The 20,048-nt window shown below is 68.4% G+C and carries 16 protein-coding genes; all 16 read right to left on the bottom strand.

What is annotated here, in order from left to right; translation table 11 throughout:
* Window positions 1-505, bottom strand: a 505-nt coding sequence (locus J4H91_RS11605) for an L-ribulose-5-phosphate 4-epimerase (RefSeq protein ID WP_208046425.1), incomplete at its 3' end; no start/stop codon positions are given.
* Between the two features lie 10 nt (window positions 506-515).
* Window positions 516-1,565: an ABC transporter permease gene (locus J4H91_RS11600; RefSeq protein ID WP_208046424.1), complete on the bottom strand. Its 1,050-nt coding sequence runs from the start codon at window positions 1,563-1,565 to the stop codon at window positions 516-518.
* Window positions 1,562-2,659: an ABC transporter permease gene (locus tag J4H91_RS11595; RefSeq protein ID WP_208046423.1), complete on the bottom strand. Its 1,098-nt coding sequence runs from the start codon at window positions 2,657-2,659 to the stop codon at window positions 1,562-1,564. The genes J4H91_RS11600 and J4H91_RS11595 overlap by 4 nt, the downstream gene beginning before the upstream one ends.
* Window positions 2,656-4,188 (bottom strand): sugar ABC transporter ATP-binding protein, encoded by a 1,533-nt coding sequence (locus J4H91_RS11590; protein ID WP_208046422.1) that lies wholly within the window; start codon window positions 4,186-4,188, stop codon window positions 2,656-2,658. The genes J4H91_RS11595 and J4H91_RS11590 overlap by 4 nt, the downstream gene beginning before the upstream one ends.
* A 78-nt stretch (window positions 4,189-4,266) precedes the next feature.
* Window positions 4,267-5,259: an ABC transporter substrate-binding protein gene (locus J4H91_RS11585; protein WP_208046421.1), complete on the bottom strand. Its 993-nt coding sequence runs from the start codon at window positions 5,257-5,259 to the stop codon at window positions 4,267-4,269.
* 184 nt (window positions 5,260-5,443) lie between these two features.
* A complete protein-coding gene (locus J4H91_RS11580) occupies window positions 5,444-6,463 on the bottom strand; it encodes a LacI family DNA-binding transcriptional regulator (protein WP_208046420.1) in 1,020 nt (339 codons plus the stop codon).
* Window positions 6,464-6,639: 176 nt separating this feature from the next.
* On the bottom strand, window positions 6,640-12,510 hold the full coding sequence (locus tag J4H91_RS11575; RefSeq protein WP_208046419.1) for a LamG-like jellyroll fold domain-containing protein: 5,871 nt from the start codon (window positions 12,508-12,510) through the stop codon (window positions 6,640-6,642).
* Window positions 12,511-12,816: 306 nt separating this feature from the next.
* Window positions 12,817-13,110, bottom strand: coding sequence for an ABC transporter ATP-binding protein (locus tag J4H91_RS11570; RefSeq protein WP_208046418.1), 294 nt, complete (start codon window positions 13,108-13,110; stop codon window positions 12,817-12,819).
* A 10-nt stretch (window positions 13,111-13,120) separates the two neighbouring features.
* Window positions 13,121-13,726: a hypothetical protein gene (locus tag J4H91_RS11565; RefSeq protein WP_208046417.1), complete on the bottom strand. Its 606-nt coding sequence runs from the start codon at window positions 13,724-13,726 to the stop codon at window positions 13,121-13,123.
* A 271-nt stretch (window positions 13,727-13,997) separates the two neighbouring features.
* Window positions 13,998-15,374 (bottom strand): replicative DNA helicase, encoded by a 1,377-nt coding sequence (gene dnaB, locus J4H91_RS11560; RefSeq protein ID WP_208046416.1) that lies wholly within the window; start codon window positions 15,372-15,374, stop codon window positions 13,998-14,000.
* 460 nt (window positions 15,375-15,834) lie between these two features.
* Window positions 15,835-16,284 carry a 50S ribosomal protein L9 gene (gene rplI, locus J4H91_RS11555; RefSeq protein ID WP_208046415.1) on the bottom strand — a complete coding sequence of 150 codons (450 nt, stop codon included), beginning with the start codon at window positions 16,282-16,284 and terminating at the stop codon, window positions 15,835-15,837.
* A 19-nt stretch (window positions 16,285-16,303) separates the two neighbouring features.
* Window positions 16,304-16,564: a 30S ribosomal protein S18 gene (gene rpsR, locus J4H91_RS11550; protein WP_017884085.1), complete on the bottom strand. Its 261-nt coding sequence runs from the start codon at window positions 16,562-16,564 to the stop codon at window positions 16,304-16,306.
* Window positions 16,565-16,618: 54 nt separating this feature from the next.
* Window positions 16,619-17,152, bottom strand: a complete 534-nt coding sequence (gene ssb / locus J4H91_RS11545; RefSeq protein WP_208046414.1) for a single-stranded DNA-binding protein — start codon at window positions 17,150-17,152, stop codon at window positions 16,619-16,621.
* 3 nt (window positions 17,153-17,155) lie between these two features.
* Window positions 17,156-17,518, bottom strand: coding sequence for a 30S ribosomal protein S6 (gene rpsF / locus J4H91_RS11540; protein WP_208046413.1), 363 nt, complete (start codon window positions 17,516-17,518; stop codon window positions 17,156-17,158).
* A gap of 197 nt (window positions 17,519-17,715) precedes the next feature.
* Window positions 17,716-18,471, bottom strand: a complete 756-nt coding sequence (locus tag J4H91_RS11535) for a PIG-L deacetylase family protein (protein WP_208046412.1) — start codon at window positions 18,469-18,471, stop codon at window positions 17,716-17,718.
* A gap of 128 nt (window positions 18,472-18,599) precedes the next feature.
* A complete protein-coding gene (locus tag J4H91_RS11530; RefSeq protein ID WP_208046411.1) occupies window positions 18,600-20,045 on the bottom strand; it encodes a CCA tRNA nucleotidyltransferase in 1,446 nt (481 codons plus the stop codon).
* Window positions 20,046-20,048: the final 3 nt, after the last annotated feature.

The following is a 20,048-nucleotide window of genomic DNA, read 5'->3' as shown; positions in this document are numbered from 1 at the left end:
CCCGCGAACGATGCCCCCGCAACGTCTCCACGATCCCCCGCCCGATCGAATCATCCCCGATCACCGCGAACGGACCCACCGGGATCGGCCCCCCGAACTCATCCGCCATCCCCGTGATCACGCACGGGATCTCTTCACCCCGCGCCGCCCATGCCACCGCGAACGTCGAATGCGTATGCACCACACCACCCACCTCGGGCATGTTCCGGTACACGTACGCGTGCGCCGCGGTATCCGACGACGGACTCCGCTCACTCCCCGGAGTGCCCGGGACCACATTCCCGTCCAGATCGCACAGGATCATATCCTCCGGCCCCAGCTCGTCATACGACACTCCCGACGGCTTGATCACGAACAGATCAGCCCCCGGCACCCGACCAGACACATTCCCGCCCGTCCACACCACCAGCCCGTACCGCACCAACTCGCCATGCAGCACCGCAACCTCCTCGCGCAGTCGCGAGATGCCGGCCTCGATCTCGGGGGTGAATCGCTGATCGTCCATGAGGTGCCTCCTAGTGCCTGGCTCTGGTGACGGCCCGCTGCAGCAGCACGAAGACGAGCAGGATTCCTCCGGTGATGATGGTGGTCATCTCGGGCGGGATGCTGCCGTCGCGGGTGATGAGCACGGTCATGAGACCGAGCACGAGGGCACCGATGACGGAGCCGAGCACGTAGCCGAAGCCGCCGGTGAGCAGCGTGCCGCCGATGACGGTGGCGGCGATCGCGTCGAGCTCCCAGCCGATGCCGGTGATGTTCTGCGCCGTGCCGAGACGAGCCGTGTAGATCACGGCGGCGACACCGGCGAGCGTGCCGCTGACGATGTAGACGTAGAGCTTCGTGCGATCCACGGGCAGGCCCATCAGGCGGGCCGAACCCTCCGAACCGCCGATCGCGTAGACCGTGCGCCCGGTGCGGGTGCGATGCAGCACGAACAGGGCGATGAGCACGACGACGATCGCGAGCAGCAGGCCCGGGGTGACGATGAGATCGTTGACCTTGGGGCCGTCGATGACCTTCCACTTGGTCGCGAACCACAGCACGCCCGACTCCTCGGGCAGCCGCTCGGGCTGCGTGCTGAGCAGCGAGGCGAGCCCTCGGCCGAGGAACATCGTGGCGAGCGTCGCGATGAACGGCTGCACGTCGAAGCGCTGGATCAGGATCCCTGAGATGAGGCCGAAGACGCTGCCGATGAGCACCATCGCGAGGATCGCGAGCGCCGGGGGCCAGCCCGCCTGGGCGAGCTTGACGCCGATGAGGCTCGAGATCGCCACGATCGAGCCGACCGACAGGTCGATGCCGCCCGTAAGGATCACGAAGGTGAGGCCGACGGCGAGCACGATGAGGTGGGCGTTGTTGATGAGCAGGTTCGAGAGCGTGCTGACCTGCACGATGCGCCCGTAGGCGATCTCGCCGAACACGATCATCGCGACGAAGATCACGATGGAGGCGATCGTGGGGAGGATCGCGAGATTCGTGGTGATGGCGCGGTGGAAGGAGGACCAGGTCCTCGCGAGGCCGCCCGTTCCCGTCGCCGCGGTAGTCGCCTGCGCGGTGCCGCTCATGCGCCCGCCCCCTTTCCCTCTGCGCCGAGTTTCAGCAGCGCGGTCTGCGGCATGGGCCCCGATTCGGCTCCTCGATTCCTGCGACGGCTGAACCGGGCCCTCACCTTCTCCGACTGCACGAGGCAGAGCACCACGATCACGATGGCCTTGAAGGCCGGGGTCGCGGAGGAGGAGATGCCGAGGAACAGCACCGTCTTGTTGAGCGTGGCGATCAGCAGGGCGCCGATGACGGCGCCGTTGATCGAGAACTTGCCTCCCGTGAGCGCGGTGCCTCCGATGACGACGGCGAGGATCGCGTCGAGCTCCATCTGGTAGCCGGTGCGCGACACGTCGACCGTCATCACCGTCGACACCGCGAACACCCCGGCGACGCCGGCGAGCAGACCGCTCAGCGTGTAGACGGTGAGCAGGATCCCTCGCGGACGAACTCCCGCCATGCGGCTCGCCTTCGGATTGATGCCGATGGCCTCGACCATGAGGCCGAGCGCGCTGCGGCGCACCACCAAGCCGACGACGATGACGACCGCGATCGCGAGCAGGAACACGACGGGGATGCCGAGCACGTAGCCGTTGGCGATCCAGCGGAACATCCCGTTCTCGGCGTTCGTGTTCTGGCCGCCCGTGACGACCTTCGCGAGGCCGCGTCCGGCGAGCATCATCACGAGCGTGCTGATGAACGGCTGCAGCCCGACGAACGCCACGAGCGCGCCGTTGACGAGCCCGAGCAGGGCCGCGACGCCGAGCGAGAGGCCGAGGGCCGCGAACGCGGATCCGGGGTCGCCTCCCGCCGACTTCAGGAACTCCATGGCGGTCGCGCCGGCGACCGCCATGACCGAGCCGACGGAGAGATCGATGCCGCCCGTCGCGATGACGAGGGCCATGCCCAGCGCGATCATGAGGATCGGCGCGGAGGCCCTCAGGATGTCGATGAGGTTGCCGACCAGGTGCCCGTTGGAGGGGTTCACCGAGATCGCGAGATAGGCGGGATCCTTGATGAGGTTGAGTAGGAGCAGCGCCGCGATGGCGACCGCGCCCCAGAACATCGGCCGGCGCACGAGGCGCAGCAGCGACGGCCGTTTCGTCGACTCGTTCATTCCTGGTCCTCCGCGGCGATCACGTCGACGATGGTCTGGGCCGAGACGTCCGGCCCGTTGTCGATCTCGGCGATCTTCTGATGGTCCTTGAGCACGACGATGCGCTCGCTGAGTCGCACGACCTCCTCGAGTTCCGAGGAGATGAAGATCACGGATCTGCCCTGCTCGGCGAGCTCCGCAACGGCCTCCTGGATCTCGGCCTTCGCGCCCACGTCGATGCCGCGCGTGGGCTCGTCGAGGATGAGCAGTTCGGGGTCGGTCGCGAGCCAGCGACCGAGCAGCACCTTCTGCTGGTTGCCGCCCGACAGGTTCTTGATGAGGCGGTCGGGATCGGCTGGACGCACGCCGAGCGCCGAGATGTAGCGCTCGACGATCTCGTTCTGCTCCTTCTTCGGGATGGGCCGCGCCCAGCCGCGTTTCGCCTGCAGGCCGAGGATCATGTTCTCGCGCACCGTGAGGTCGCCGACGATGCCCTCGTCGCGGCGGTTCTCCGTCGAGTAGGCGATGCGGTGCGCGAGCCCGCTCGCGGGCGATCGGAGGTCGGTCTTCTCGCCGTGCATCACGACCTCGCCGCTCTCGATGCGGTCGGCTCCGGAGAGCAGTCGCGCGAGCTCGGTGCGACCGGAGCCGAGCAGGCCGGCGACGCCGAGCACCTCTCCCCGGTAGATATCGATGTCCGTGGGGGCGAGGGATCCGCGGCGACCGATCTGCTTCGCATCGATCAGCGGCTCCTCGCTCGTGCGATCTCGGCGCTCGACGCGCCGGTTACCTCCGAGCTCCTTCAGCGCGCTGAGATCCTTGCCGATCATCCGGGCGATGAGCCCGTGCCGGTCGAGCTCTTCCGTGAGGTGCTCACCGACGAACTCTCCGTTGCGCAGGATCGTCATGCGATCGCTGATCTCGTAGATCTGGTCGAGGAAGTGGGAGACGAACAGGATCGCGACGCCCTCGTCGCGGAGCTTGCGCATCACCTCGAAGAGGCCCGCGACCTCGTTCGCGTCTAGGCTCGAGGTGGGCTCGTCGAGGATCAGCACCCTCGCGTTGATGACCATCGCGCGGCAGATCGCGACGAGCTGCTGCACGGCGATGGAGAGGGAGGACAGCTGCTTGTGCGTGTCGAGGTGGCCGAGCCCGAGGCGCTCGAGCGCCTCGGAGGCGGCGCGATGGGTAGCGCACCAGTCGATGCCGAAGATGCCCCGCTTCTCGTGGCCGAGCATGACGTTCTCGCCGATCGAGAGGCTCGTGACCAGGTTCACCTCCTGGTACACGGTCGCGACGCCCGCGGCCTGCGCATCGGCGGTTCCGTGGAAGCGACGCTCCTCGCCCGCCACCCTGATCGTGCCGGCCGTGGTCCGGTAGACCCCGGTGAGCGCCTTGATCAGCGTGGACTTACCCGCGCCGTTCTCGCCCATCAGGGCGTGCACCTCGCCCGGGAACAGCCGGAGGCTCACCCCGTCGAGCGCTTTCACGCCGGGGAACTCGACGGTGATCCCGCTCATCTCGACGCTGGGCGTCGCGTTCTCTGTCATGATTCCTGCACCTTCGCGCGTGTGGAGAAGGTCCGGGCGCGAGCTCATCGGAGCCGCACGCCCGGACCTTCGAGAACCTCAGTACTTGCGATCCGGGAGTGCGGTTTCGGCCGCCTCGGGCGAATCGAAGGCCTCGCTCGGCACGAGCACGTAGGAGTCGATGTCGTCACCGGCCAGCGCGGCCTGCACGGCCTCGACGGCCTGATCGCCGAAGAGGGGATTGTACTCGTGGACGAAGCTGAGCTTGCCCGCGGCGAGCGCTTCGAGCGCCGGCTTGGTGCCGTCGATCGTGGCGATCTTGACGTCCACGCCCGGGGTCAGACCGGCCTCCTCGACCGCCTGCACCGCGCCGAGACCCATCTCGTCGTTCTGCGCGAAGATGAGGTCGATGTCGTTGTTGTTCGACTTCAGCAGCGTCTCGGTGACGCTCTTGCCCTCCTCGGTCGACCAGTTCGCGGTCTGCGCGGCGACCTTCTCGAGCTTCGATCCCTCGACCGCCTGGTCCCACCCCTTGTTGCGCTCGTTCACGACGCCTACGCCGGCCGGGCCCTCGAGCACGATGTACTTGCCGCCGTCGGGGAAGTTCTCGACGGCCCAGTCGCCGACGGCCTCGGCGACGGTCGCGTTGTCGGGAGCGATGCGGGTGACGTAGAGGCTCGTGTCGTCGGGCTCGATGCCGCGATCGAGGAGGATCACGGGGATCTCGGCCTCCTGCGCGCGCTCGAGCGACTCCTCCCAGCCGCTGGCCTCGGTCGCCGAGAGCAGGATCACGTCGACGCCCTCGTCGACGAACGACGTGAAGGCGTCGATCTGCGACTTCTGGTCGCCGTTGGTCGCCGGTGCGTACTTGAGGTCGTAGCCGGCGTCCTTCGTGAACGTGTCCTGGATATTGGTCTCGTTGGCCTCGCGCCAGCCGCCCTCGGGGCCGACCGCGACGAAGCCGATCGTGGTGACGTCGCCACCCGAGTCGCCGCCGTCGGTTCCGCCTCCGGAGCACCCGGCGAGGCCGAGCACCAGGGCGCTCGTCGCGACGAGACCCGCCATTCCCAGCATGCGCTTCGTACGTGTCATTTCGTTTCTCCTCCTTGAGATCCAGAGTCTTCCCTGAACGGTCTGAGCCTGCGGGCTCCGCGGATCCAGAACTCGGTCCGCGGCGCGCTCCGTCGATTGTGCGCGCTAACACTGCGTGTCCGCAAGACCGATTTCCGGAGTTCCGCCCATCGTTACAATTCTGTTACCGCGAACAACACCGAGCTTACCCGCCGACCTTCGCCGTCGACTCGCGCGCGATGAGTTCGGGCGAGATCTTCGTCAGTCCCCCGTGGGGGTCCCCCCTGAGCGCGTCGAGCAGCAGCCCGACAGCCAGGGCGCCGAGGGCCGCGAAATCCTGGCGCACGGTCGTCAGGGGCGGCAGATAATGCCGGGAGTCCGGGATGTCGTCGAAGCCGACGACGCTCACGTCGTGCGGCACGCGGATTCCGCGCTCCGACAGACCGTGCATCACACCCAGTGCCATCTGGTCATTCCCCGCGAAGACCGCGGTGCACCCATCCGGCTCGAGGGATCGCGCCCAGCGGTATCCGGAGTCGGCGGTCCAGTCACCCTCTCCCAGCGTATCCGCGGCAAGCCCCGCCGCCGTCAACGTGTCCCGCCAGCCGCGCACGCGCTCCCGCGCGTCGTGCCAGTCCCCCGGACCCGCGAGGTGCGCGATGCGCCGATGCCCCAGCCCGATGAGGTGCCCCACGGCGAGCCGCGCCCCCTCGTACTGATCGACCGAGGCGGTGGTGGATCCCTGCAGGACCTCCGGGACCACCAGGATCGTCGGCACCCCGATCCTGCGCTTCGCGAGCACTCTCAGCGAAGATCGGCGCGGCGCGATCACGCACAGTCCGTCGACGTCCTGCGAGAGGAGGGATTCGATCGCCGCATCGGCACCGCGCTTCTTCTCATCCGTCGTCGTGAACGAGCCGACCGAATAGCCCGCGTCGCGCGCAGCCCGCTCGAAGGAGCGGAGCATGCTGTTGGGCCCGTACTCGACGGGACTGTCGACGAGCGCGCCGAGCCGCATCGCGCTGCGCATGGCGAGCGCGCGAGCGCTCGCGCTGCGCTGATAACCGAGATCCCTGATCGCGGAGTCGACCCGTTCACGCGTGGAATCCCGGATGTTCGGATGCCCGTTCAGCACACGGGACACCGTCATGTGCGAGACGCCCGCGCGCTTTGCGACGTCGTAGATCGTCGGGCGAGGGCTCCCCGTATCGACGGGATCGTTCATGCCTGATCTCCTTCGCGGTCGCGTACGACCCTCGCCATCCTCGCCGTGTCACCCGGCGGGTTCGGCCGGGCGGGCCACTGTTCGGCGGCCGTCACAGAACACTATCGCACCGCGCAATAGCGGTAACAACCGCCGCTCCGCCGCGGTGGGCGCGGCGGAGCGGCGGTCGCGACGACTCAACCGTCGCGACGCGATGCGCCTCGGCGGCCGGTGCCGCTCGCGCCGATCGCGATCACCCCCGCTGCCGCAGCGGCCAGCAGGACGCCGAACGGCATCAGGCTCCACGGAGAGGCACCGCCCGTGCGCGCGAGCGGATCCGCTCCCGAGCCCGCAGCCGAGCCACCGCCGGAGCCGCTGCCCGAGCCCTGGCCACCCGAATCCCCCGGAGGGTTGGCGTTTCCGCCGCCGCTGTCACTCGCACCACTGTCACTCGCACCACTGTCACTCGAGCCGCTGTCACTCGAGCCGCTGTCGCCGCCGCCCGTCGCCCGCACCACGACCCGCAGTTCGACCGTCGGCGAGGCCAGCTCCTCGGCCGCCTCCATGTCGAGCACCGGCATGCCCTCGGCGTCGAAGTGCACCCGACGCACGAACATGTCGCGCCCGACCGTGTAGTCGCCGAAGCCCGCGTCGGTCTTGGCGTGGAAGACGTGCACGATGTTGCCGTCCTCGTCCTCCGACCACATGCCGTGACCGGTTCCGAGCTGCCACTCGCCCTCGAAGAGCCCCGACTTCAGCAGCGGGTAGTTGAGCTTCTGCCACGAGGCGGGATCGAGGAGGTTCGCTCCCGAGGTCGGCGCGACCGCGAGGCCCGTGGTGTAGGTGTACCCCACCTGCGAACCCGCGTAGGTCATGAGCAGCTTGCCGTCGCGCGTGAGCACGTTCGGACCCTCGGCGCAGGAGTTGTCCCACGCGTACTCGGGAGTGACGATCCGCACCGGATCGCTCGTCAGCCGGGTGGGCTGTACGGGATCGAGCGTCGCTATGTACGTCGAGCAGTTCGACTGCCAGGCGTAGTACGACTGGCCCGCGGCGTCTTGGAAGTAGGTCATGTCGAGCGAGATCTGGTTCGCCGCAGGCACGTCCGTGTTCAGGTTGGTGACGCCGTCGGCGCGAAGGATCCACTCCGGCGTCGACCAATTCGCCGGCTCCGCGGGATCGAGGTCGTTACCCGCCTCGTCCTGCTGGAGCTGCATGATGGAGGCGCGCCCCGTGATGTAGTCGGGGTTGCTGCCGTAGCAGGGCATGAAGAGGATCGACAGTTTGCCTCCGATCACGTGGAACTCGGGGGCCCAGAAGCAACCGGTCATGGCCTTGCCCTGCGCGTCGAGATCGCCCTTCTTCAGCAGGTGGATCTCGCCCGCGTGCGGGTCGCTCGGATCAGGTTGCGCCACGTCGGCCAGCTCCGTGAGTGTGTCGCCGATCCTGATCGGCATGAACGCGTTGCCGTACTGGTCCACGTGCCGCTCGTTCAGATCGTTCGTCGCGATCATCAGGTACTTCGTCTGGCCGTTCCAGTCGTACTTGAAGGCTGAGGGATCGGCGCGCTCGACCGCGAACGGTTTCGGATACTTCGTCTGCTTGACCGTGCCCTTCGCCGTGTAGGTGCCGGGCTTCGACGTGTCGACGCCGCTCAGGTCCCACTCGGAGATCGGAAGCGCGGCGGTGGAGCCGTCGGAGTACTCCAGCGTCACCCGCTGCGGCAGCGCGCCGCGGTCGATCGAACCGCCCCGGTCGAGGTTCACGTCGGAGAACTCCTGGTATCCCGTGTTCACGATCCGTCCGAGGCGGTTCTCGAGACGGTGCGCGACGGCTCCGGGGACGGTCAGGGTCGTGCCGGCGGCGAAGTCCTCGATCACGAGGTCCGTCGTGCGGTTCGAACCGGTGGCCCGCCCCGAGGCGGACTCGCCGCCTGCGCCCCCGCCCGTGCCCGCCACGGCAGCCGCGAAGTCGGTGAAGACCTGGTGGCGACCCGCGCCGGAGTCGGTCGTCCACGACACCACGTAGGCGTCGCTCGACGCGTCGTAGACCGCGGTCGGGAAGTTGACACCCCCGGCCTCGTCGAGCGTGAGGAGGCCGAGCTCGCGGTAGTCGAGCAGGTCGGTCGTGGTCGCCAGGAGCACCTGGCTCGTCTGGGTGCCGTCGGTGCCGCCTCCGCGCTTGACCCGCGTGCTCACGACACCGTAGCCCTCGTCGCCGCGCAGCTGGAACACCGCGGGATTCTTGAGGCTGCGGGTGTAGGTGTTCGGGTTCGGCCCGGTCATCGGAACCGGCTCCGAGGTCTTCGGGAAGAAGACTCCGTAGTTCTCGTTGAGCGGGGTCCACGCCTCGGGGCTGAGCAGCAGGTTGCCCGGGTCGCCCTGCACCGCGAGGTGCATGCTGAGCGCGACATCGGCGTTGTTCGCCTCGAACTCGCTCGTCGGCATGCGGTGGTATCCGGCGATGTCACGGGCCTCGTGCGCGGGCAGCACCCGCACGGAGAAGGTCTTCTTGACGGTCGTGCCGGGCGCCGATGCCCGCGAGACCTCGACGGTCACCCGCGCGTCGGCCGCCCCGCCGCCGTCGAGCACAAGCGCACCGTCGCGAAGCGATGCGCCGCCCGTGGCGGAGACGGGGGTGACGACGATCCCCTTCGGGGCCGCGGGCAGCTCGGTTCCCGAGCGCAGGAGGGGAGGGATCACGTAGCGCTCGGCGGCGAGCGCGGCCAGTTCCTCGGCGCTCGCGCTCGTGGGCAGCACCCTGATCGTTGTCTTCCGTTCGGCCGTGAGGCCGCGGAACGCATAGTTCGCGGTCAACTCGACGTCGACGGGCTGCGCGCCGGCCTCCGGCTGGGTCACGGTGCCGTCGGTGTCGACGACGGAGGGCTCGCTCGACGTCCAGGTGACACGGCCTCCCGCCGTCGGGAGCGCGACGTAGTCGCCGTCGACGTCCCCCTCCGGCACCGCGATCCCGTCGACCTTCTGCTGGGCGAACGCCCGCAGCTCGGTCTCGTGCAGCAGCGCGTCATCCTCGCTGATCCCTCGCACCTCGTCGGCGTCCATGGCGCGGTCGTACACCCGGAAGGTGGCGATCTCGCCCTTGAACAGCGGGTCGGGCCACGGCGACTTACCGATGGTGTTCATCGTCTGGTCGGCGATGTCCTTCGGTTCGAGCGTCGTCGTGGTCTCCGCCACCAGCTCGCCGTCGAAGTAGAGCCGCAGCTTGTCGCTCGCGCCGTCGATGGTCGCCGTGATCGACGTCCACCGGTCGAAGTCGATGTTGCCGCTCGTGCTCGCGATCGCCTCTGCGCTCCCGTTCCTGATGTCGGCGCGCGGCGGGAAGACCTCGTCGTCGCGCAGGCCGACGAAGAAGTAGTGAGCCTGATCGTTCTCCGCGCCGATGTTCCAGAGGAAGTTGTGGAGGTGCTTCATGGACGGGTCGATCTTCACCTCGGTGGTGACGGTCGCCGCGTCCGCTCCCGTGAGCAGATCGTTGGGCAGGCGCACCCAGTTGCCCGGACCGCCCTTCGCGCCCCCGGTGAGCACCAGCGAGTCGCCCGTCCACTGGGCGTCGCTGTGGTTCTGCACTCTCGCGGGTCCGGCATTGCCGCCCTTGTTCGGTACGGTCGCACCGGTGGTCTGCGTGAACTCGTAGTTCGCGATCAGGCCGTTCACGGCCTCTGGCTTCTCGGTGACGGTCACCGCGACCTCGATCGGGAAGCGGGTCGCGTCCTTCGCCACGCCCTTGACGGTGACCGTCTGACCCGCCTCGGCGAACGCGCTGGCGGGCAGCTGCTCCCAGATGGTGCCGACCTCCTTGGTCGCCCCGCTCTTCATGCGCAGCGTGACCTTCGTCGGCAGCTCAGGCGTGACGCCCGCCATCGTCTCCGCGGTCAGCGGTTCGAAGGATTCGACCTCGAGGTCACCGGCGTAGGCCGCCATCAGCGCCTCGTGCTCGGCCTTCGTGACCGGGAGGATCGTGCCGTGACGTGGCATTCCGCCGTCTGAGTTCGCGGGGAAGTTGGCCTTCGGCATCTCGTCGCCGATGACCTTCCACTCGGAGGCGTCCATGATGTTCGTGGTGGCCATCGGCACGTAGTGGTTGGGGCCGTCGTGGTAACTCGGTTGATCCGCGAAGAGGTAGTACTGGTAGCCGTTGACGTCGCCGGGGTTCGCCTTGAACAGCGAGGGTCCCTCACCACCAGTGAAGGTGCCGCCGTAGCCGTTGTCGCTGCCGTTGCCGATCTCGGTGCCCATCTGCGACCAGCCGCTCGACGCACCGACGGTCGACGAGTAGTTCTTCACGCCGGCGCCACCGACGGTCGCGAGCAGATCGCTCGACTGCTCCTGGCGGAGCGACATGGTGTTCTCGTCCTTGTAGACGCGCACGTAGGCGTCGCCGACCTTCTGCACGGTGACGTCGATCGAGCCCGAGCCGTCCTGGCCCCTGCGGTCGACATCGATCCACACCTGCGGCTCGGAGAAGCTGATGAAGTCGTCGGTCGTGACATACATCATCCGGTTGTAGTTGGGCCTGGTGCGTTCCGTCGTGTTCTGCTTGTCGTAGAGGTTCGACGCCCAGTAGACGACATAAGTGCCCAGCTCATCGTCCCAATACGCCTCGGGAGCCCAGGTGTTGCCCGCGAAGGGGGTGTTCACGACCGCGTGGCGCTGCGCCGTCCAGTTCACGAGGTTCGTCGACTCCCAGATCTCGATGCCGAGCGATCCGTTGACCTGCGCAGTCATGAAGCTGCCTGCGCGGCCGTCGATCTTGAGGTCGGTGGCGAGCATGTAGAACTTGTCGCCGTCGTGGGAGCGGATGATGAAGGGATCCCTCAACCCCTGCTCGCCGAGCGACGAGCTGAATAGCGGCTCACCCTCGTTCAGCGTGTACCAGTCGAGCGCGTTGTTGCCCTTGGAGGCCGCAAGGCTGATCTTCTCGCCTCCCACGCCCTCGCCGGTGAAGTAGGCCCAGACGTAGGCCTCGGGATCGCCCGCGTCTGCCGGCTTCGGCGTGACCGTGAGGCTGAAGTCCCTCGTCGCGGTGGCCGACCCGTTGGTGACTGTCGCGCGGAGAGCGATGCTCCCGGCAGACGCCCCCGAAGCGGGGCGGGTGACGACGACGCGGCGCGTTGCGTCATTCACACCGTCCTCGAGCGTCGCGAGCTCGACGCCGCTCACGATCTCCCACCCGATGCTCGAGCCGCGCGATCCCTTGCTCGGCAGTGAGAAGTTGCCGCGGATGTCGTCGGCGTTCTCGATCGCGAGATCCGCCGCGTCCTGCTGTGCGAGCGCGTCGTTCGGCGGGATGATCTCGGCCTCGCTCAGCGCCCGCGGCGTGATCGTCAGGTTGTCGATGAGTCCCGAGAAGTACTCGCCGGCGCCCCAGTTGGCCTTGCCGATCTGCAGCTTCCCTCCGGCCTGGCCCACGATGCCGGTGAGCGTCTCGCCCGTGGTGTTGGTCGACACGAGCACCCGGTTGACGTAGAGCTTCGCCGTGGCGCCATCGATGACGAGGTCGACGTGCTTCCAGCCGATGCGGTTGCCCGTGGCCGTGATGTTGCCTTCGAGGTTGCGGACGCCGGTGTTGTTGTAGCGCTCGACCGTGATCGCCGACTCGGTGTCGAGAACGCCGAGATAGGTCTCCCTCTGGAAGACCTGGGCAGCCGCCTCACGCGGTGCGAAAACGGTCCACCCCTGGTTGCCTGCCTCGGGCTTGCTGTCGTAGGAGAGCGTGACGGCATCGAGCCCCTGGAGCACGGGCGACCCGTCGGTCTTGGCGAGGTCGAGCCAGAACCCCGATCCGAGGCGAGCCGCCGTGCCCTGCCCAGCCTGCCCCTCGACGAGCTTGGCGGTTCCCCTGACGGTCGCGCGAACGTCGCCCGAGGTGAAGACGCCGTCGACCGGCGCCTCGTCGAAGGTGAAGTTCGCGACGGTATCGGCCGGTGCTTCCGCGTGCGCGGCGGGAATGGCGATGCCGAGCGTCAGCGCACTCGCGGCGACGATGGCGCCGAGCCGACGCAGTCTTCCGTGGCGGGACCGGCGTTTCGGTCGGGCGGGATCGTGCATGGACATCCTCCTCGATGTCTGGGGTACGGATTCGCGCATCCGGGATTGCCTCGACTGGTACCGCCGTGAATGTGAGCGATAACAGAATGCTGTTGGAGATGGTACACAAGGATCGCCGTGAGCGCCAGACCCGGATTCGATGGCTGCGCTCCGCCCGGCGCGGTCGCTCCCACGGATCAGTCGGGAAGCAGATACGAGATGAGGGGCCGTCGGCCGCGCCCCTCGGTCCGGCTGCGACGCGGATCCGGGAGCCGTGCGTCGCAAGCGATCAGCGGAACGGCGGAGCCGCCGCACCGACCCTCGCGCTCAGTGCCAGTTCTTGTCGCCGCCCGCGGGGCCCTGCAGGTCCTTCCTGGCCTGCACATCGGCCTCGCTGGGCTTGCCCCCTAGGCCGAGCAGCGCGACCATCATGACCGAGACGATGAAGCCGATACCGAAGAAGACCGCGGCCAGCACCAGGTCGCGGGTCACGAGCAGCACGACGAGACCGGAGAAGACTCCGAGCACGGCCGAGAAGCCGATGAGCTCGAGCGGTCGCAGGCGTTCCCTGCGCGACGGAGTCACGGGGTGCTGCGGGGCGGGCTCGGGAGACTGGGTCATCGTGGGCTTTCTACGGGGCGGTGGGCTCGGAGCCGGCGGCTGCCGAGGAGTCTGCGGGGTCCGCGGCGGGGCCGCGGCGGATGTCGAAGGCGGAGATCGCGAGGAAGACGCCGGCGATGATCGCGTATGCGCCGAGCAGGCCGACGACGGCCACCGGATCCTCGCGGAAGAGCAGCGCGAGCAGCGCGAGCAGCACGCCGATCGCGCCGAGCAGCGTCGCGTCCGGTCGGCTGCCCGGGCGCACCGCGGCGCCCACGAACTCGAGCAGCGCGGCGACGAGCGCCCACGCCGCGACGGTGACCGCGAATCCGATCGCCGAGACCGTGAACGGGAGTGCGACCGCGGCGGCCACCGACACCGCACCGGCGATCAGGGGCACGGCGCTGGGGGAGGAAGCGCGCCGCGAGACCCACTCGACGAGGTGGGCAATGCCCACGGCCCCGATGACGGCAGCGGAGATGCCGAGGTCGAAGCCGAGTTGCTCGTGCAGCGTCGCGGAGAAGGTGATCGCGAGGCCGCCCAGCAGCAGCGCGATCGCACGGACCAGGCGTACCGCGCGCGAGACGGGCGCTTCCGGGGTCGTCGACTCCGCAGCCGTCGGTACCGCTGCAGCCATGACACCCCTTTCTCCGCAGATCAGTCTATCGTGTCGGCCGTAGAGGCCGCGCGGATAGGCGCACCTACTGCGGTGCGTTCGGCGCGATTCTGGCTGCGTTATCGTCGTCGAATTTACATCCAGCAAACCCTTCCTCCTCCGCCTTGCCAGAATCACGCCGAACGCATCCTCGCTACGGCACGCCTACCCGCGCGGCCTCTTGACGAACCCCCGGGAGCGGGGGTTCGCCACGCCGACGGCGCATCTACGCTCGCGGGATGCGCCTATAGGCTCAGACGCCCTGGGGCATGTCCTGGAAGCGCGAGTAGTGCCCCTGGAACGCCACGGTGACGGTGCCCGTGGGCCCGTTGCGCTGCTTGGCGAGGATGAAGTCGGCCTCGCCCGCACGGGGACTGTCGCGATCGCCGACGGCCTCGCGGTGCAGCAGGATGACCATATCGGCGTCCTGCTCGAGCGAACCCGATTCGCGGAGGTCGCTGATCGCCGGCATCTTGTCGGCGCGCTGCTCGGAGGCTCGGTTCAACTGGGAGAGCGCGATCACGGGCACGTCGAGCTCCTTGGAGAGCAGCTTCAGCGCGCGCGAGAACTCCGAGACCTCCTGCTGCCTGCTCTCGGACTTCTTGCCGCTCGAGAGCAGCTGGAGGTAGTCGATGACGACCATGCGGAGCCCGTGCTGCTGCTTGAGGCGGCGGCACTTCGCGCGGATCTCGACCAGCGTGAGGTTCGGGCTGTCGTCGATGAAGAGCGGTGCCTCGGCGACGCGAGCCTGCGTGGCCGCGAGCTTCTGGAAATCTCTGTTGTCGAGCGCGCCTTTGCGGAGCGTCTGCATCGGGATCGAGGCCTCGGCGGCGAGCAGGCGCATCGCGATCTCGGCGCGCCCCATCTCGAGGGAGAAGAACACCGTGGGGGCGTTCGCGTGCACCGAGGCGTTGCGCGCGACATCCATCGCGAGCGTGGACTTTCCCATTGCGGGTCGCGCGGCGATGATGATCATCTGCCCGCCGGCGAAGCCGTTGGTCATGGCGTCGAGCTCGCTGAAGCCGGTGGGAACGCCCAGCATGCCGTCGGCCGCCCCGTTGGCCTTGTTGATCTCCTCGAGCGCGGCGTCGACGGCGAGGTGCAGGGGCACGTAGTCCTCGCCCTGGCTCTCGCCGGTCACGCCGTAGATCTCGGACTGCGCGACGTTGACGAGGTCGATCGCCTCGCCCTCGCCGGCGTAGCCCATCTGCACGATGCGCGTGCCCGCCTCGACGAGGCGGCGCAGCAGCGCCTTCTCCGAGACGATCTCCGCGTAGAAGCTCGCGTTGGCAGCGGTGGGCACGATGCTCGTCAGCGTGTGGAGGTACTCGGCCCCGCCCGCGCGCTGCAGCTCGCCGGTCTTCGTGAGCTCATCGGTCACGGTGATCACGTCGGTGGGTTCGCCGCGCGAGTAGAGCGACAGCACCGCCTCGTAGATCACCTCGTGCTTGGGCACGTAGAAGTCGCCGCCCTTGAGCAGGCCCGTGACGTCGGCGACCGCGTCTTTGGAGAGCAGCATGCCGCCGAGCGCGCTCTGCTCGGCGAGCAGGTCGTACGGAGGCGTGCGCTCGTTCCCGCGCCCGGGTTCTTCGACGAAGGGATCCGAGATCCCCAGGTGAGCGATGGACACTCGGTCACTCCTTACGGCTGTGGTTCGAGGGGTGGAATGCAGTCAACACCGGACCTCTGACATTCACGCTAGGCGAGCTCGGACGACCCGACAAACGGACCGAGAATCACCCTGTGGATAACTCGGTGGATATCTTCCGCATTCAGGCGCGAGATTACTCACATGCCTGGGGAGAACTTGTGGGAAACTTTTACGCTCCACGGTTTTTATAGCTTATGATCAGGTGTTTTCATAATCCACAGGCCTGAAGTTATTCAACTCTCAACCTGAAGTTGAGTGTATTCATCCGATTTGACATGTGGACAAATCACCCCCGTTCTCCGCGATTCGAAGGCCTGTTCGGGTCACAGTTTCCACAGGCCCGAAAAGCCCCGTTCACCGGTCGTCCGCATGCCCGTCACACGCAGAAGCGGGGCGGAGGGAAGACCCTCCGCCCCGCTTCGGGGATGCCGTTCGGCGATCAGCGCTGCGAGATGACCTGCAGGGTGATCTCGGCGTCGACGCCCTCGTGCAGGTGCGCGACGACCTTGTACTCGCCGGTCGTCTTGATCGACGGCACGGTGATCTTGCGCTTGTCGATCTCGCCGATGCCGGCCTCGGACACGGCGGCTGCGACGGCCGCGGGCTTCACCGAGCCGAAGAGGCGGCCACCGGTGCCGGTCTTCGCCTGCAGGCGGATCTTGCCCTCCTGGAGCTTGGCCTTGAGCGCCTGCGCGTCCTCGACCGAGGCGAGCGCACGGGCCTCGCGCGCCGCGCGGAGCTGTGCGACCTGGGCCTCGCCACCGCGGGTCCAGTGCACCGCGTAGCCCTGGGGCACGAGGTAGTTGCGCGCGTAACCGGTCTTGACGTCGACGACGTCACCGGCGGAACCGAGGCCCTGGACCTCGTTGGTCAGAATAACCTTCGCCATGATGTAACTCCTTCGCGGCTCAGCGGCCGGAGCCGGCGTAGGGGAGGAGGGCCATCTCGCGGGCGTTCTTGACGGCCTTCGCGATGAGTCGCTGCTCCTGGACGGACACGCCGGTGATGCGGCGGGCGCGGATCTTGCCGCGCTCGGAGATGAACTTGCGCAGCGTCGCGACATCCTTGTAGTCGATGACGCCGACGGTCTGCTTCTTCGCGGGTGCGAGGGTCTTTGCGTTCTTACCCCGACCCGGCTTGCGGCCTGCGCCGCTGGACTTGCCTGCCATGATTGGTCTCTTTCGTGATGCGTTCCGGGCTCGCGGCCCGGGAGAAGAAGTGGTCTAGAAGGGCTGCTCGTCGTCGAAACCGCCGCCGAAGCCGCCGGATCCGCCCTGGCCCGAATCGGTCCAGGGGTTGTCCTGCTGGCCGCCGTTGCCGCCGGAGCGGCCCCAGCTGCTCTGGCCCTGCGGCTGGTTGTTCGACCCGCCGAAGCCGCCCACCTGGCCGCGCCCCTGGCCGCGCGTCACCTGAGCGGTGGCGAAGCGGAGCGACGGTCCGACCTCCTCGACCTCGAGGTCGAGGGAGGTGCGCTGCTGCCCCTGGTTATCGGTGTAGCTGCGCTGCGTGAGGCGACCCTGCACAATGACGCGCATGCCCTTCGTGAGCGACGCGGCGATGTTGTCCGCGTACTCTCCGTAGGCCCGGCAGCCGAGCCACAGCGGCTCGCCGTCGGACCAGTCGCCGGTCTGACGGTCGCGCACGCGCGGCGTCGAGGCGATCCGGAAGGTCACCCACGGCTTGCCCGCCTGCGACACGCGCGGCTCGGGGTCGGCAACGAGGTTGCCGACGACGGTGATCAGCGGCTCGCCGGCCATGAGCTAGGCGCCGACCTTCGCGGCTGCGCGAGCGGCCTTGGCCTGATCGCGCTTCGACTGGGCGGCGCGCTGGGCGATGAGTTCGTCGGCGCGGAGCACCTTGGTGCGCAGCACGGCCTCGGAGAGACCCAGCTGACGGTCGAGCTCGGCGGTCGCCTCGGGGCTCGCGGTGAAGTTGACCACCACGTAGATGCCCTCGGACTGCTTCTTGATCTCGTATGCGAGACGGCGCTTGCCCCAGATGTCGACGTTCTCGATCTCGCCGCCCGCGTTGCGGATGACGCCGAGGAACTTGTCCATGCTGGGGGCCACGGTGCGCTCGTCGATACCCGGATCGAGGATCACCATGAGTTCGTACGTATGCATTACTGACCCACCTCCTTCGGACTTCACGGCCGCAGGATTTCTGCGGCAGGAGGGTGTTTGTGCATCGTGCCTGCGGACCTCGCGAATCGCGTGGAACACAGACAACCTGTACAGCCTATCATCTTCCAGGGCGGGGCGCTCGGGAGATTCCGCGGCGCGCGGTGAGGGATCCCGGACCGTCGATGAGGGATCTCCCGCTACGCGCGGAGGAAGACCTCGCTCCGGCCGATCGGCTCGCGCTGCCCGCCGACGTGCACGATATCGTCGCCGTCCACCGTGAGCTGGGTCGCGTGAGCGCGCAGCGCCGCCGTCTTGCGGTCGAGCCACGCCTCGACGTCGTGCACCTCGGCGGCGGGGGAGGGATCCCTCGCGATCTCCCAGAACGGCACCTCGAGCGCGTGCGCGACCGCCCGCGCGAGGCGGTGCGCAAGCCGGTGGTCGGGATGGCCGTAGCCTCCGCCGTCGTCGTAGCTCACGACGCCCTGCGCTCCCGCGAGGTATGCGGCCGCGAGCAGATCGTTCAGCGGCTCGACCGCGGGCGCGCTCGTGAGCGCCTCATCGCTCGCGTCCGGCGCGGCGACGGCGCGGCCGTCCGCGCCCCACTCCATGCCCGAGTCCTCGTAGATCGTCGGGGGCAGCCCCTCGGCGCGCGCCGGGGGAACGCCGAGGAAGGCGTGGCGCTCGACGCCGAGCATGCCGAGCGCCGTCTTCAGCTCGTTCTGCCGCACGACCGCGAGGCCGTGGGCGCCCGCGAGCGCCTCGAGCGGGCCCGCGACCACCTCGCCCCGCTCGCCGCGGGTGAGCGTGACGAGCAGCGGCTCCATGCCGGCCTCGGCCAGGGCCGCGAGCGTGCCGCCGGTGCATATGGTCTCATCGTCGGGGTGCGCGTGCACGAACATGATCCGTGCACGGCCGTCGAACCATTCCCGAGGATCCTTCATCTGCGCGCTCATCACACCCTCCACCTCGGTTCCATACTTCGGATCTCACCGATCATTCGGATCGCTTCGCCCGAATCCATCCGAAACAACGTCCTCGTCCGAATGTACGGGGGAGAGGCGACGGTCGCGATCGGCACCGGTCAAGCCTGCTCGGCGAACCAGGCGCGCAACCGCGCCTCGGCGGCCTCCTCGCCGATCGGCCCCTCGTCGAGGCGCACCTCGAGCAGGTGCTTGTAGGCCCGCCCCACCAGGGGTCCCGGCGGGATGCCGAGGATCTCCATGATCCGCTCGCCGTCCAGTTCGGGCCGCACCGCGGCGAGTTCCTCGGCCTCGGCGAGCTCGGCGATGCGCCGCTCGATGTCGTCGTAGGCGTGCTCGAGCCGCTCCGCCTTGCGACGGTTGCGCGTCGTCACGTCGGCGCGGGTCAGGATGTGCAGCTGTTCGAGCTCGCCGCCCGCGTCGCGCACGTATCGGCGCACGGCCGAGTCGGTCCACTGCTGGTCGCTGTACCCGAAGAAGCGCAGGTGCAATTCGATGAGGCGGGCCGCCCGCTTCACCGTGTCGTTGTCGAAGCGGAGTTCGCGCAGCCGCTTCTTCGCGAGCTTCGCGCCGACGACATCGTGGTGGTGGAAGGTGACGCCGCCGCGCTCGAAGCGGCGCGTGGCCGGCTTGCCGATGTCGTGCAGCAGCGCGGCGATCCTGAGCACGATGTCGGGTGAGGGATCGTGGCCTCGCGCCGCTTCCAGCTCGATCGCCTGGCGCAGCACGGTGAGGCTGTGCTCGTAGACGTCCTTGTGCCTGCCGTGATCGTCCTGCGTGGCGACGAGGGCGGTGAGCTCGGGCAGGAAGCGGTCGGCGAGCCCGGTATCGACGAGCAGGCGGATGCCAGGCACCGGGTCGTCGGTCGTGAGCAGCTTGACGAACTCGTCGCGGATGCGCTCGGCCGAGATGATGTCGAGCCGCTCGGCGAACTCCGCCATGGCCGACCGGGTCTCGGGCGCCACCTCGAAGCCGAGCTGCGCGGCGAAGCGCGCGGCTCGCAGCATGCGGAGCGGGTCGTCGGTGAACGAAGCCTCGGGGGAGCCGGGGGTGCGGATGCGGCCCGCCAGCAGATCCTCGAGACCGCCGAAGCCGCTCTCCGAGGCGGTGCCCACGTCGACGAGGCGCAGCTCGGGCAGCATGAGGGCGAGCGCGTTGATCGTGAAGTCGCGGCGCACCAGATCGCCCTCGATCGTGTCGCCGAAGCTGACGTCCGGTTTGCGCGAGTCATCGCGGTAGATCTCGGCCCGGTAGGTCGTGATCTCGACCGTCTCGCCGTGCACCCGGGCGGCGATGGTGCCGAAGTCGCGGCCCACTTCCCACACGTTCTTCGTCAGGGAATCGAGGATCGCGCGCGTCTCGTCGGGCCGCGCCGAGGTCGTGAAGTCGAGATCGGTGACGGGCCTGCCGAGCAGCGCGTCGCGCACCGGTCCGCCGACGAGAGCGAACTCATGACCGCGTTCGGCGAACGCCGAGGCGAGCTCGGCCACGGGTGCGGAGTCGGCGATCGCGCGCAGGGCGTCCATGGATTCGGCGATGGGGCGCATCCC

The organism is Leucobacter ruminantium (assembly GCF_017565705.1).
Classification (GTDB): Bacteria; Actinomycetota; Actinomycetes; order Actinomycetales; family Microbacteriaceae; genus Leucobacter; species Leucobacter ruminantium.
This window is presented reverse-complemented; position numbering and strand designations above follow the sequence as displayed.